Origin of the sequence: Streptococcus mitis (genome assembly GCF_000722765.2) — a bacterium.
In the GTDB taxonomy this organism is placed as follows: Bacteria; Bacillota; Bacilli; order Lactobacillales; family Streptococcaceae; genus Streptococcus; species Streptococcus mitis_AQ.
This window is the reverse complement of the sequence record NZ_CP028415.1, coordinates 79,964-95,405: the sequence shown is the minus strand read 5'-3', so window position 1 is coordinate 95,405 and position 15,442 is coordinate 79,964. Positions and strand designations below refer to the sequence as shown.

Annotated in this window: 10 protein-coding genes; all 10 read right to left on the bottom strand. The window is 42.5% G+C overall.

Annotation, left to right across the window (positions count from 1 at the left end):
* Positions 1–79: 79 nt before the first annotated feature.
* Positions 80–958, bottom strand: a complete 879-nt coding sequence (locus SK637_RS00450) for a glycosyltransferase family 52 (RefSeq protein ID WP_033687927.1) — start codon at positions 956–958, stop codon at positions 80–82.
* A complete protein-coding gene (locus tag SK637_RS00445; protein WP_033687926.1) occupies positions 955–1,659 on the bottom strand; it encodes an acylneuraminate cytidylyltransferase family protein in 705 nt (234 codons plus the stop codon). The genes SK637_RS00450 and SK637_RS00445 overlap by 4 nt, the downstream gene beginning before the upstream one ends.
* 69 nt (positions 1,660–1,728) lie before the next feature.
* Positions 1,729–3,060 carry a glycosyltransferase gene (locus SK637_RS00440; RefSeq protein ID WP_033687925.1) on the bottom strand — a complete coding sequence of 444 codons (1,332 nt, stop codon included), beginning with the start codon at positions 3,058–3,060 and terminating at the stop codon, positions 1,729–1,731.
* A gap of 199 nt (positions 3,061–3,259) precedes the next feature.
* A complete protein-coding gene (locus tag SK637_RS00435; protein ID WP_033687924.1) occupies positions 3,260–9,166 on the bottom strand; it encodes a ZmpA/ZmpB/ZmpC family metallo-endopeptidase in 5,907 nt (1,968 codons plus the stop codon).
* A gap of 273 nt (positions 9,167–9,439) precedes the next feature.
* A complete protein-coding gene (locus SK637_RS00430; protein ID WP_033687923.1) occupies positions 9,440–10,636 on the bottom strand; it encodes a CAP domain-containing protein in 1,197 nt (398 codons plus the stop codon).
* Positions 10,637–10,772: 136 nt separating this feature from the next.
* The gene (locus SK637_RS00425) at positions 10,773–11,810 is read right to left on the bottom strand and encodes an aldose epimerase family protein (protein WP_033687922.1); all 1,038 of its coding nucleotides are present in this window, start codon (positions 11,808–11,810) and stop codon (positions 10,773–10,775) included.
* Between the two features lie 115 nt (positions 11,811–11,925).
* Positions 11,926–13,092 (bottom strand): SIS domain-containing protein, encoded by a 1,167-nt coding sequence (locus tag SK637_RS00420; protein ID WP_033687921.1) that lies wholly within the window; start codon positions 13,090–13,092, stop codon positions 11,926–11,928.
* Between the two features lie 209 nt (positions 13,093–13,301).
* The gene (locus SK637_RS00415; protein WP_080710435.1) at positions 13,302–13,706 is read right to left on the bottom strand and encodes a PTS sugar transporter subunit IIA; all 405 of its coding nucleotides are present in this window, start codon (positions 13,704–13,706) and stop codon (positions 13,302–13,304) included.
* 5 nt (positions 13,707–13,711) lie between these two features.
* Complete coding sequence (locus SK637_RS00410) at positions 13,712–14,536, bottom strand: PTS system mannose/fructose/sorbose family transporter subunit IID (protein ID WP_033687920.1); 825 nt, start codon at positions 14,534–14,536, stop codon at positions 13,712–13,714.
* A complete protein-coding gene (locus SK637_RS00405; RefSeq protein WP_000617016.1) occupies positions 14,523–15,428 on the bottom strand; it encodes a PTS mannose/fructose/sorbose/N-acetylgalactosamine transporter subunit IIC in 906 nt (301 codons plus the stop codon). The genes SK637_RS00410 and SK637_RS00405 overlap by 14 nt, the downstream gene beginning before the upstream one ends.
* Positions 15,429–15,442 lie beyond the last annotated feature (14 nt).

Sequence of the window (15,442 nt, the reverse complement as noted above, 5' to 3'; positions counted from 1 at the left end):
CTATAGTTTTTCACTATATTTATATATAAAAAACCCATACAGACGTATGAGTTTGCATATTTAAAAATATACATTTATGCTACCAGCCAAGTGAAACCCTTTCAAACTGACAACCCAAGCGTCGCAATTCTTTTTGACGGTTCTCATAGTAGGGGAGAGAAATACCTGTAATGGTCACATGGGGTAGGTCTTTCAAGTGGAGGCTGACCGATGAAGTAAAATGATAGACCTGAACGAACTCATATTCTTGAAAGAGTTGGTCTAGGACATCTTCAAAGATCAGTTCCGTCTCCAAGTAGGTCACATCAGGGATAGTAAAGGTTTCCTTGGGATGGGGTAGATAGAGGTCAATGCCCAAGGCCTTGGCATAGGTGCTGATAAAGCGGATGGAGATCTGGTCGTCCTCTTCAGAGAACTTTTGCCCCAACAGGACCTTGACCGTCTTGCCATTTGAGACGGGTGCTTGAGACAGGTCAAAAAAATGCTCCAGATAAACTAGCTTCTCTCTAGCCACGACATGGTAGTCACTGCGATAGAGGGTATAGTGCTTTTCCGTCCGCTCAATTAAGTCATCTCTGGTCAAGCCTAAAGAACCCACCTGACTGGGGTGAAGAGGGAGGGCATACATACCCAAGGGATAAATATCCGCATAGCCATCATCAAAACTCATGAGGTGTTGGTAAGTAGAGCTAGCAACCAAATCCAGAATCAAGCCATTGTCAAAGCTAGCATAAAAGATAGTGTCATAGTCTCCGGCCAGCTCCTGACAAATCTGAGCCAAGTCCTCTGCCGTCTGAGGATAGTGAACATGGTCAAAATCCTTAGCATAATGCTCCTGACGGGCATTTTTGACAGGACTGACATAAAGGCTAACAAAGTCCTGATCAGGATAGAGTTCCTTGATATGCTGTGCAATCTTGGACTGCAAGGGTGTTGTGGCAATGATGAGGTGTTTCATCTCTTTGATTCTCCTAGGTGATGATGGTGCAGCAAGGTCTCAACGACTTCAAAGTCCAAGGCATCGTCGATATCATAAGAATAAAGTTTGGGCATTTCATAGGCTACTGTCTTATCTGTGTAAAAGGTCTCATCTCGTAGGTAAAAATCCTTACGAGAAATCCAGATACTACCGTTGGGATAGTAATAGACAGGCTCTTTCTGCCGAGCATAGTGCTTGGAAACCTGAGGCGGACGGATAAATGACGACTCCGCCAACTGCAAGTAAAGACTACGACTCTTGTCCGCCTTGACACAGGAAATCAGATGGTCGGCGCCAGACTGACAGTAGAGTTGATAGGACTCGATGAGATGCTCTACTTCTCTCAAGGGTGAGGTCACCTGTAGATTGACAAAGACCTGCTCTTCCTCAAAGGGCTGTAAAAAGTCGCGTAAGGTTTCTAAGCTAGAGGTTGTTGATAGGGCCAATTCTTTCGATCTGTGGACACAACGAATCTCTGGATAGGCTTGACGACAGAGTTCTAAATAGGCGAGTGAGTCTGATGAGACCCAGATATCACTAAATAACTTGGAGGCTAGAGCGACTTCGATGGTATAGAAAACCAAGGGTTTGCCTGCAAGCGGCTTGATATTTTTATCTACTAAGCCGCGTGAACCCGAACGGATCAAAATGACGGCTATGGGTTTAGATTTTGCTTTCATATAGTCTTCCTTTGATTTTCTATTGTATTGGACCAGTGAGAAAAGCTAGATGGAGCAACTTACAACATCCTATAAGTTCCTATCTAGTAGTTCGCGGTAGCCTTGGGTCACTGTCCCTAGTGAATAGTGAGATGCTAGGGCAATATTTTCTGCATTTGACTGGCTATAGTCTGCTTGCTCCATCTCTTCTATCTTTTGAATCAACTCTGATTTGGTTTTAAACAAGTTGATGGCATTGGACTGGCCAGCATAGAAACGATGGGCAATCTCCACATCCGATAATAAGGCTAACAAACCTTGACTCAAAGCTTCAACACAGGCATTGGCAAATAACTCTGTGTAACTTGCAGACAGATAGCATTGGTGCAGATGATAAGGCACTTCGTCAACAATACCTTTGAAGTGAATGGTTGGCGGAAGATCATATTGATTCTGTAATTCTGCTAGACGTTCCTCTGTGCCACCATAAAATGTAATCTGGGCCTTGGAACCACGTTTGTAGAGTTCGATAAAGGCTTCAATGACAAGTTCAACGTTCTTGCCTTCTCCCATATGACCCACTAAGCAATAGTCTAGCACAGGTCCCACTTCTTTTATTTGACCGGGATTTTCTGTAAACATAGGTGGTAAAAACTTGGTATCATACCCTTGTTTCGCCAAAGTATCAGTCAACACTTCACTGGCAACTAGATATCTGTTTGCCTTGCGTAGATTGGCGAGGCGTAAGTCTCGCATGACATTTTCATGGACGACTTCATAGTAATTTTTATCCGTGTTTTCCATATAACGCCAGAGGCTAGGTTTGGGAACGATTTGTTGGTCACGTATGAAGAGGTCGGTTTGCTGGGCCCATCTGGCTAAGAACTTAACCAGCAAGTCCTCTTCAGAACGGATTTCTCCTCCTATGCGGTAAATGTATTCTGGGTAAAAGATAGTGACAGGAGAGGGTTCTTTAAAGGGATCGATAAAGCGTCCTTCAAGAGCCAATTCTCCATTTTCATGATACCAACGAAGTTCCTTCTCCTTGAAATCTTCAAACAAGAAGGGCCCCTTGGTATAGTAATATCTCCCCGAGCCATCTGCTAAGGTAACTGAGGCCACAAAACCATCCTCATTGAGCTCCACCTGATCTCCGTCTGCTAAAGTTAAGCTTTCTGGTCTCACTGATAAGTCTGCATGGCCTATATCTGAAAAACTATGAGGAACACAGAGCAGTTCCTTTTCTAAAAATCCTAACTTGATTAAATCTTTCTTCCAATCAGGACGAAGCTGAGGACTCGATACAAGGTGAACATATTCCAAACCCAGATGTCGTGCTATACGGGCACGATAGACCTGGGTACTCTCAAAACCATAGCGATGGATTTCCTTGGCTGGATGAATAGTGACAATTCTCGACATGATGTAGACTCTTTCTCTCTTATTTTCTGCTTACAAAGGAAAAACCACCCTCACAAAAAGGCGAGGGTGGTTCATCCGTTACAATGCTTGGGGATTTCCTAGCAAGTTCCCCCTCAAAAGGACTTTATGCTATTCTATCACAAAGACTGACCATCTGCAAGATGGACTGGATTAGACAGGATAGCTTGGGGGAGTTTTCTTATGATTTATAAATCGATTTTCTGAAATCATCTGTGCTACGTAGGTAGGCATTGTAGATTTTTTGTTTTAAGAGATGTACCCAGCTTGCAGGAGCATGGCTTGTCGTACGGTCAATGTTAGCCACATCCTTCGCCACTGCTTGATCGATGAGTTCTTGCATTTGGGCAGCTGAACGGATTGTAATCTCCTTGCTGCTGTCTGGTACACCAAGTTCATACTGAATGGTGATTGGTTTCAACTGGTCTTGCTTGCGAATACGTTGATCAAACATATCCTTCTTGAAATCAGCCCATGACGTGTATTTGTTGGCAAAGACATTTTTCAAGACGAGACTATCAGTGATGAGTCCTACATCTTTTCGGTGCCAATCTGAATAGGTAATGTCCCCTTTGCGTTTAGCTTCTTCTGCGTATTGGTTGGATACATATGGTAAGAATCCATCTTGGTATCCTTTTTCTGCCAACAATTCGTAGGCTGTCTTTCTAAACATGATGTCACCAGGCGCACCCTTTGGATTGCTGAGAGCAGCATAAATCGGTGAGAACATGCTGATAAGATGATAGCCATTACGAGTATAGTCACTCTTATCACGGTAAGCCCGACGGTTGATGATATCATTGTCAATCAAGGCATCCAGACTAGTTAGTTTACTTACTTCAGCATCTGTCAATGGACGAACAGAGTTTCCTGCATGCGTTTGTTTATGGTACTTGTCCTCAATGTAGAAATTCTCTATTTTTCTAAACCATTTTTTCTTGACATCATTTGACTTCGTTAAAATGGCACTTGCTTCCATAGCATCCAAGGTGTACAAGACATCGTACATACCGTGCACATACTCTTGCAAGGCTGCGGCTGATGTGAAGCGGCTTGTCGGATCATAAGTATGCAAGCGAGTTGGTGAATCCTTATCCCCTTTATAGAGAGTATTCAAGACAATAGCATCCTTATCTAGACTGTCAGCAGATTGCAACAATCCTAGGGCATACAACTCTGCTCCCAATCCTTCACGACGACCTTTTCCTTCAAAGTAAATATGTCCGTCAGAATTATGAACCATTTCATGGGTATAGACTGATGTTCCGTATTTATCCAACAAGCGGTCGCTGACATAGTGGACCTCAGAACCGTTGGCATAGGCTCCAGCTCCTTTACTTTCCCCATACCACTTACCAGTTGGTCCAAAGAAGTTGTAGATAGAATCAATGGCCTTATCAGACAGGGTAGCCCAGTAATAATTACTATTGCTATCTTTCATACCAAAGCCATCTGAAACCATGACTGAACGGAAGAGTTTTTCTTTGTATTCTGGTGAAAGGAGATGGTACCAGATATCGTAGTGGTCTCGCTGCCATTCAGCCGACTGGTCGACCTTGCCACGAACATACTGACGCAGTTCTTCTCCTGATAAGACTGTATTATTGATACGGTCACGGTAACGTTCGTAACCACCAAAGGCCAAGGTAGAAAGATTTGAAATCACATAAACATCTTCTTCTGGCAATGTCAATAGTGGTAGGAGCATGTTTTTTAATTTCCAACTTGGTGCCGTAATACGGTCATAGACTCCCAGCGTATACTTACTATCTGGTGTAGCTGACTCTTGTTTGGTACGCACTTCTGGAATCGCTGATTTACTCTCTACGATATAGGCCTTGGTATTTGTCTTCAACCATTCATTATTGGTTTTGGTTGGTAGGAAGAGTTTTCTGTAAGACTCTAGTAAATCCGTCACTGTCTTACGACCTTTTGCAGCAGCCAGGGTTATTTCATAGGCACTTGGATTATTTGATGCCTTGAGATTTTCCATACCGCTCTGACCTAGGGCAATGATAGTATCCAAGGTTGAAGCTGTGCTATTGCCATCAAAGTCAAACTTATAGGTATTGAGGTCCTTGGTATTGATGTGATCGTAGTTGATATTGTACCAGCGATTGAGGTAGGTCAAACCAAGCAAGAAAGCTTCCTTGTTGTTCTTGATTTTCTCGCTGATGTAGGTCGCTACACTATCTCCCATCGTATTGATAGACTTGTCCATGGCTAGTACTTTACGGAGATGTTCACCGATATTAGCCTTGACGTTTTCAAATTCTTTGTCCAAATATAGTGGATCAAGTGACGCATCTGCCTCAATGCCCAGAACTTTTCTCATGGCTGCCGAGTCATATTCGACCCCTTGCAAATCTGCTAATACCTGATTGGTCACTTTCGTATAGTCAGATAGAAAGGCCTCTGGCGTAAAGATAAAGGGTTTACCTGCTACGCTGTACTCTGCAATTTGTGTATTTTTGAAGTCATCTTTGTAAGCGACGTCCAGATAACTGATTGTATTGTCAGCAAAATGCAACATAAGTTTATTGATTGCTGCTTTATTGGCCTGAATATCTGTGATGATGTCATTGTCCTTCATTGGTACAACATCCAGCAGTTCTGTAGTATAAAGCTTATCCGTAGGATCAACTTGATTTCCATAGTGAACCACTAGCTCTTTATTATAGAAAGGCATCAATTTCTCAATATTATGATAAGCAACTTTTCGACTAGCTTGACCTTGGCTTAACTGAGTATAGTCCACACTGTGCTGATTGGCCTTGAGTGTTTGACCTGTATCGTTTAGTGTCACTGTCATCCCATATGACTGAACCTTTTCTTTGGCCTGGTCTTGGGTAATTGGGGTCGCATAGAGATCGGCCTTCTTGTTCTCAACAACAGTGCTGGCATCTTTGATGTCCGCTCCCCTGTACTGGTCTCCTGTGATGGCATAGCCGTCTCCAGTATTAACTATGCTAACGACATGATGGATACGGCCATTTTGCCATGTCGAACCTGCTATACCTCCAACGCGTGGGTAGGTTGTTGTGTTGAGGATGGTTCCACTTGCTAGCGCATGAGAGACCAAAGCACCACTTTGAACTTTCCCTACAATACCTCCGGCAAATTGGTCATTGTTGCGGGCATTGCTAGAAATACTTGCATCAACAGCTACCTTATCAATCTTAGCCTTATTACCAGATAAGAGCCCTGCTATACCTCCTACATAGTAAGGAGAGGCATCCGCATGCTTGGCCTGAATGCTACCTGTAAAGGAACTATTGGTTATTTCTGTATCCTGAGCCTTCGCTACCAAACCTGCAACTGACTTGCTACCTGTCAATTGACCTTCTACAGCTACATTACTGATCTGGCTGTTAGTAGCTACTTTTGCTAGGCTAGCTGTGTCATCTTGACTCTTAATCGCTACTGCTTTAAGATCAATATCTTTCACAGTAGCCTTGGTCAAGTTATCAAACAAGGCTGTCTTGAGGTCATAAATCGCAAACGGCTGCCCATCACTCGCACCGATAAGGTTACCAGTGAAAGTTCCTGTCACATAGCTGGTTTGTCCCTTAGCTAAGGACACCTCATCAGCTGTCATATCAGCTCCAAGTTTAAAGGTTCCAGCGAGATTACCTTGCATGGCAGCAATCAGTTTCTTAAAGGAAGTATAGACACCGTCCTTGGCAAGCTTTTGCTTATCAATTGTGAAGCTATAGCTATCCTTATATGTTGAACCTTCCTCTTGAACCAATTCATTGAAGGCAACGGTTACCTTGTATTTCCCATCATCTGTTTCCTTAATAGAGCTAACTGGTAGCAGCATTTCCTTCATCTTGTCTGATTTGACTTTGACAAAATAAGGTGACAAATCACTTGGTACTTCTGATAAGTTCAGATAACGACGGTAGTGACCATCTTCCTTACCATAGAGCCCCACTTCATCCACATCTTTGATTTCAATTTTTTTATAGTCTAACTGAAAATCTTTCGTTGATACTTCTGTACTTTCCTGATCAGATTGTCCTAGATTATAGGTCAGGTAAGTCTTAAGATTGTATGACGTATAGTAGTCCAATCCATCAATCGTTTGTTGGGCTGATGGATCTTTCAAGTTCACCTCTTTGACCAATGTTCCATTTTGGTAAATTTGGGCCTTGGCCTTAACAAAAGCAGACGTTGGGTCATCTAGGTGATAGTTGACTGCTACTGCTTTTTTGCTCTCATCTTTAACCAGATTAGCAATTTCAACCCTTGGTTTGGTTTTAACAAGACTACCAACCTTGACAATCTCTTTTGTTGGCTCTACTTCTGTACGTGAGATTTCCTTGCTAGCTTCCACCTTACCATCTACGAGATAATCTGCATACTCGATTGTTCGTAAACCGTCTTTTCCTTTCTGAGCAATTTCTCGGTGATTTTTTAAGATAGTCGCATCTTCAATTTCTTCAGTTTCATGAGGAATGGTTTCTGTTACTGTACGATGATTACTTGTCAAAGGCAGTTCAGGAAGAGCCTCTGCTACAGCAGCTTCACCTTCGTGACCTGACTCTTGTGTACCTTTGGTGCTAATGGGTTCTATATAAGACGGTTGAACGGATTGAACCAGGGCCTCGCCCTCGTGACCGGGCTCTTGCGTACCTTGGGTACTAATTGGGGCTGTGTAAGATGGCTGAACGGGTTGAACTAAGGCTTCACCCTCATGGCCGGGCTCTTGCGTGCCCTTACTGCTAACAACTGCTGTAGACTCTGGCACTGTTGGCTCAACTGGAGTTCCCTCCTGAGAACCTGTGTAAACTGGTAGTTCTGATTGAACCAGAGCCTCACCCTCATGGCCGGGCTCTTGCGTGCCTTGAGTGCTGATTGGGCCTGTGTAAGATGGCTGAACGGGTTGAACTAAAGCTTCACCCTCATAACCGGGCTCTTGCGTGCCCTTACTGCTAACAACTTCTGTAGACTCTGGCACTGTTGGCTCAACTGGAGCTCCCTCCTGAGGACCTGTGTAAACTGGTAGTTCTGATTGAACCAGAGATTCGCCCTCATGACCTGACTCTTGTGTACCTTTTGCTTGTACTACAGTTTCATTATTTTCTTGTGGTTGAGGCTCTACAGGAGAAGATGTTCCTCCTTGCTGATTCTCTACCACTGGGCTTTGCGAAGCTGGCGGTACTGGATTTATCTGTTCTTGATTCCCATCAGTTTGGCTTGAATTTGTTGCAGACTCTGTGACTGGTGCTGGTTTTTGGTCTGCCTCCCCTCCTTTGACAACATTCGTATCCTTGCTTTCCTGACTCTGAGGAACTGCTGGTTGCTGACTAGTATCCTCATTTTTAGAAGATGGAGCCGTAGCTGCTGAGATATCTACATTTTCTAAGTTAGCCTTGCTGTCATTTGACTGCTTGACAAATTCAGTTCCCATAGTCGAATCTGCTGAATGAGTAGTAACCATTTCCTTAGATTGACTGTTTTCTAATTTAATCTCTTGATTTCCAGTAGATTCTGCTGGTTTGCTAGTTGTCGGTACAGAAAGAGCTGGCTTATTTTCCACATATCCTAGATAAGTATAACCAGGAATATCAACCGGAACTGGTAAGGCATCTCCTGCCTGGACCGATAATTGGGTGTTATAAGCAGCTAGTGTCTCGCTAGTCAAAGCAAGGACAGTTGGAGACAGCAACTGACTGCCTAGACTGGTTACTAACAAGAATCGACTAATCTTGTTCTTACCATCAGATCCCTTAAAAACTACTACAACCAATAAACTAAGGCCAGCTACCAAGGCAAGAGTCCCTAATGGAGAGCTAGTACCCGTATTGGGCAATACTTGATTTGCTCGATAAACCAGATAGTAGGTAGCGTCTGTTTCTTCCGCTACTTGTGGTAGGGATGTAACCAAGAGAGCCTTCTCTCCATCAGTCAAGTCCGACTCTAAAACATAAGTATAATTAACGGTATGAGATTCTTGGGCAGATACAGTCTGTAGGCCAGTCCCCATCAAAAAGAAACACGCAACTGCCACAGATACAAGGCCAACTGCCAATTTTCTTAATGAGAAATTCTGTCTTTCTTCTCCACTAGTTTTGAAATTCATATTCCCCTCTTTTTACATTTTTAAATTAGCATATTAATTCATAGTAAAATATACAACTCTTTCCATTATACATCAACTTTTTAAAAGATTCTAGGGATAGATATGCAATTGAACGGATAGGAAAAATCAAGTAACTAAGTAATTAACTGTTTAGCAGTAAAAAAGCTGTCAACGAAAAATAAAAAATGGAGGAAGCAATCTCTTCTCTCCATCTTTAAAATTATAGTAACAAATATAGGTTATCTACAGTTGTTAAAGCAACTCCTTTAGTTTCTAGTTTACCCATTCACCGTTGCCATTTACTTTATAACCGTCTGGTGTTGTTGTGCTGACTGCCAAAGCTCCTGAGCCATATGCATAGTACCAGTATTGGCCAACTTTAAACCAACCTGTCTTCATGATACCAGACGCATCAAGGTAGTACCAAACTCCATTTTCTTTGAGCCAGCCTGTCCTCATAGCTCCTGAGCCATCAAAGTAGAACCATCTATTTCCGTCTGTACCCCAGCCTGTAAACATAGCACCTGAGCTACTCAAGTAATACCAGCTACCATCTACTTTTACAAATCCAGTCTGCATAACACCTAGGTCATCTAAGTAGTACCATTTACCACCTGTTTTCACCCAGCCTGTCTTCAAATCACCTGATTCATAGAAATACCATTTTCCATCTGTTTTCACCCAACCAGATTGGTCTGAGCTAGAAGTTCTAAATTCTTTCAGCGATTTTTCAACAACAACTGCTTTATTTTTAACTGTTGACAAATTAGATGAAGTCACTTCTGCATACTGAATAGCAGGACCGTAACTGCCTACCAATTCTTCTGAAGTAGCAGCATCACCAAAAGCCTGAGCAATCGTTACGGCATTATATGGGTTGTTTGGGTTCTTAAAGGCAGCAATCCCCATGTGTGTAAATTTAGGGCTAATCAAAGTTTCATAATGACCAGAGCCACCTTTTGCTGAACCACCTGATTTTTTCTTCAAGTAATCTGCTTTTTCAGCACGCCATTGTTCAAGAGCTTTTAAGAAACCATCATGGTTCCAACCCAAGTTTTCTCCTAGTACACTGTTTCCTGATGGGAAGGCGCTCCAGATTTCTTTATCAGAAAGACGAGTATGGTCCATAGTTACAGATGCTTCTGCAGCTCTGGTAAAAGCTGCCTTTTCTAGGTCAGTAGACCATTTGATAGGGACATACTTATCTACCAAACCTTCATCAGCTGCTTCTTTACGGATAGCATTGATGGCATCTAAGATAGCTTGTTGGTCTGGAGTCAAAAATTCTCCCTTTAATCCAACCAAAACATTGCCACTAGCAGGGTTAAGCACTTCTGAACTCAAGACATTTTCATTTCTACCATCAGCAGATTGTGTTGCCACCAATCTGTCATTAGCTAGAACATCATTTGTCAAAACTGCTCCAGCTAAAGTCAAAGCCAAGGCGCTAGCAAATACAATTTTCTTCATTTTTTCTCCTTTTATCCTTTAGATAGGACAGGTATTTTCAATATTAAATTATAACATATTTTCCTATTCTTTGCCCATTTCTACTAATGTTATAAGGTAAATACTATTCATCCCAAAAGTAGAAATTCCTATCCTTTTATTTCACAACAAGCTCATAACGTGTCTTACTGGTGAAGGTTTGACCGGCTTTGAGAATGACTTGATCTTTGAGGTCACTGTGAATGGCATCTGGTAAAGCTTGCGCTTCAAGGGCAATCCCATTGTGCTGTACCATTGGCTGACCTCCTATGATGACACTCTCATCCACAAAGTTTGCTGTGTAGACCACAAAGCAAGGAGCCTCTGTCTTGAAAAGCAGGAAGCGACCTGAGTTTTGATCATAAAGGAACCCAGCATTGTCATGACCTGCAGGAAGGGCAAATGGATGATCCAAACCAGATACCAGTTGGATTTGCTCATCTTCTTCTGCAAAGATATCCTTCAACAAGGCACCATTATAGATATGTTTGACCACATCACGATTGGCATCTGGAGTTTTTGCAGGAACACCGTCGGGAGCGATTGGGTAAATGCCCTCTGTATTTAGTTGGAAGACATGGCGGTCAATCGTCTGCGTAAAATCACCAGACAAGTTGAAATAGCTGTGGTTGGTTGGATTGACCAGCGTATCTTGATCGGTCGTCACCTTGTAGCTGATTTCATAGGCACCAGTTTCTTCTAAGTGGTAACTGATCCAAATCTTGAGATTTCCAGGAAATCCTCCTGTCCCATCTGTACGCTCTGTGTAGAGGGTCAAGCCATGGTCGCTCACTTCAACTAGTTCAAACAAGCTAGAATCCCAGCCAGTTGAACCACTGTGGTTACAGTTGCTAGCATTATTAACTTCAAGGTCATAGGTCTTGCCATTGAGCTCAAAGGTCGCACCTGCAATACGGCCTGCCACAGGACCTACGCTCGCTCCATGCTTGGGACTATTGCCTACATAGCTATCAAAGTCATCAAATCCCAAAATAACATTGGCAAAATTTCCAGCCTTGTCAGGTGTGACATAGCGCAAGATGGTCGCACCATAAGTCATAACCTCAAGTTGGTAGCCACCGTCTGTCTCGAAACGATAGGCTAAGACATTCTTGCCCGCTACATTTCCAAATACACGCTCTGTGTATGCTTTCATTCTGTTCTCCTTTTACTATTTCTCTTAAGCAAACAAACCATAGAAAGCGAATTGACAATCTATGGTTTGTCTGATGATATACAAATCCTCTTGTCAAGAATTCATAAACACTGCCTTACTTTTGATATTCGTGGATGATCACACCTTGTACCACACGGTTTACCGTACCTGTAGGAGACGGTGTATCAGGTTTATTTTCTACTTTAAGTGAAGTCAATAGGGCAAAGAGTTGGGCATAAACGATGTAAGGGAAGACACGGTAAATATCATTCAAGACACCGCCACAGCCAAGGGCCACTTCTTTGACATTTTCAAGACCAAAGGCTTGATCACTCAAAAGCACAACACGACGAGCAATCTGATCACCAGCAACTTCACGAACCAAGTCCAAGTCGTACTTACGAGTGTAGTCTGTCGTTGTACCAAAGACCAAAACAACTGTATCTTCGTTAATAAGAGATTTTGGACCGTGACGGAAGCCGACTGGGCTTTCATACATGGTCGCCACTTGACCAGCTGTTAATTCCAAAATCTTGAGCTGAGCTTCATGAGCAAGTCCAAAGAAAGGACCAGCGCCTAGATAGATGACACGGTTAAAGTCTAGATCAACAAGTTCTTTGACATCTTCTGCATTGTCTAGAATTTTATGGGCAAGACTAGATACAACTTCAAAACGTTCAGCTTTAACAGCAAATTCTGTAGGATCAAAGACCAAGAGAGCTGTCAACATCATAGACGTAAAGCTAGAAGTCATAGCAAAGCCAGCATCATTAGAAGCATCTGGTTGCAAGAGCAAGAGATTGTGGTCATCTCCATGAGCTTGAAGAGCCAATTTCCCATCTGCAGCACAAGTAATGGTCACTTGGTAAAGCTCATCCACCAAGGCTTTGGCCAAATCAACAGTCGCCACACTTTCAGGCGAGTTCCCACTACGAGCAAAAGACACAAGGACAGTTGCCACATCTTTTTTCAAATAAGTTTCTGGATTGGCAACAATATCAGTTGTCGCAATAGCATTGAAATTCCATTTGCGTTCGTCATAGACTTCCTTAAAGTAAGGTACCAAGGTATCTCCCACATAAGCAGAAGTCCCAGCACCTGTCAAGATAACCTTAATATAGTCATGTTTATCAGCAATCCCTTGCAGAAAGGCTGCAATTTCTTCACGCTTTTCTTGATAAGATTCAAAAGCTTCTTTCCATACATCTGGTTGTTGGTAGATTTCACGTGTAGTGATTTCTGCACCCAATTCAATCAAATCTTCTTTTGTATAATGTAACATTGAATTCCTCTTTTTCTATTAAATATGGGAATGGGAGTAAGCCCCATTCCCATGTATATTCTATATAAAATGCTCTAACGATTTTCACGTTGTCACATGAATTGAATTGAGTTCCAACTAAAATCTTTGGGAAAAAGACCGATTATCGTCGGAGCAACGCTCCATCCTCCTATCGCCTATTTTCCCTGTGATTTTCACGTTGTCACATCTTATTCATCTTCGTCATCATCGAAGCCAGCTAACAGGTCATTAACTTTCACAATGCTTTCTGCAGCACGGTTCTTATAGTCCGCATCTGCACCTGTAAGGCTCGCATTGATAAATTCAATCACCATTGGAAGATTCATCCCTGCGTAAAGGTCAATATCACGACCTTCCATAATCAAACGGCTTACCACGTTACATGGTGTTCCACCGAGAAGATCCGCAAAGACTAAGAAATCATCCAATCCTTCAATAGCAGCTTCAAATTTTGCAGTAAATTCTTCTGGACCGTCTTCTGGAAGAAGAGCCACTGCATGAATATTGTCTTGTGGACCCATAATCATTTCTGTGCTGCCTTTAAGCTCCTCACAGAAGCGACCATGGCTGACCAAAATTAATGATTTTACCATAAAACTTATTTAGGTCCCATTCCAAATGCAAAGTGACCAAGGGCAGAAAGACCTACTGCAAGAACGATAATGATACCGATAGCTTTAGTAGAGGTCATACCTTTCTTACCAAGCAACCAGAAGATAAAGGCAGTAAAGATTGCTGGAAGCAAACGTGGGAAGATTTGGTTCAAGATGTCTTGGAAATCAATCATCTTTTCACCGATTGGCAATTTATAAGAAATTTCAAAGTTGATCATTGTGGCTACAAGAGCACCCATCATGAAGACACCAAGTACAGATGCAGCGTCAATCAAAGCTGTCAATGTACTTTGCATGTTGTTGATAAGGTTAACCCCTTCTTTGTAGGCAAATTCTAACTGTTTCCAACGGAAGATGTCATACACTACTGCAACTGCAATCCAAAGGAAGATACCCCAAGGTTGGCCAGCGATAGCCATAGTTGCTGCGATAGATCCCATGATAGCAGGTACAAGCGAACCAAAGATTGTATCTCCAAGAGGAGCAAATGGTCCCATCAAACCTGTCTTGATACCGTTAACGGCATCTTTTGAACCTACACCATCTTTTTCTTCCATGGCAAGGTCAAAACCAGCGATAATGGTATGGAAGAATGGTGAAGTATTGAAGAATTGAGTATGAACTTTCATCATTTCTTTCAATTCAGGAGTTCCATCACCATACATTTTACGCAATTGTGGCAGGATCATGTAAAGGTAACCAGAAGCTTGCATACGTTCGTAGTTCCAACCTAATTGAAAAGTAAACAAGCTACGTTTGTTGATTTGATTAAAATCTTCTTTTGTAAGTTTGTAATTAGAATTCGTCATCTTCGATTTCCCCACTTTCTGATGGTGTAGAAGGTGCTGCTACAGCTACTTTTTGGCTATTTTTGAAGTGAAGCACTGCAAGGAAGATACCTACGATAGAGATACCAATCATAGACAAACCTTTGAAGTTGTTCACGAAACCAATTTTTTCAGCAACATCTTTCGGTAGAGTACCTACGATACCAGCAACAGCGCCACCAAGACCTGTTACGTATGAGTAAAGAACAGTCAACATAGCTGTCAAACCAAATCCCATTGCAAGGTAGTGAAGGTTACGTTTAACTGGAAGGTAACGAAGCAAGATTGCAAATCCAAGACCTGGAAGCATACGTCCTGCGAGTGTCAAACCATCTGCAACCCATTGGTATTTTGTAACGAAGTCTACTACGTGTTGTACAAATTCACCACCAAAAGCAAGGGCAAAGAAGACTGGAAGGGCACGAGATAAAGCCCAAGGAATCGCACCAAGCAAGTAGTTGCGTTCAATACCTTTATAGTCAAAGCGTTCGATTGCAGCATCCACACGGTGAGCAAAGAAAGTAGTTGTCATACGTCCAAGAACGTCGAAGTATGTCAAGAGAGCCGCTACTGGCACAGCGATTGTTGTAATCGCAAGTGCTGTATCAATTCCTTGTGAAACAGAGAAGGCTGTCGCAAGAACCGCACCAGAAGTTGCGTCGATACGAGAAGCACCACCGAAGGTACCAACCCCAAGAACGAACAGTTGCAAGTTACCACCGATAAGCAGACCAGTAGTCACATCTCCCATGATTAAACCAGTAATGAAACCAGCAAATACAGGGGAACCTGCAGATGAAACGATTGTCAACTCATCACAGATTTGATAAGCTGAGTACAAAGTGAGAAGTAAAATTTGCCACCATTGTATCATAACAATGACCTCCT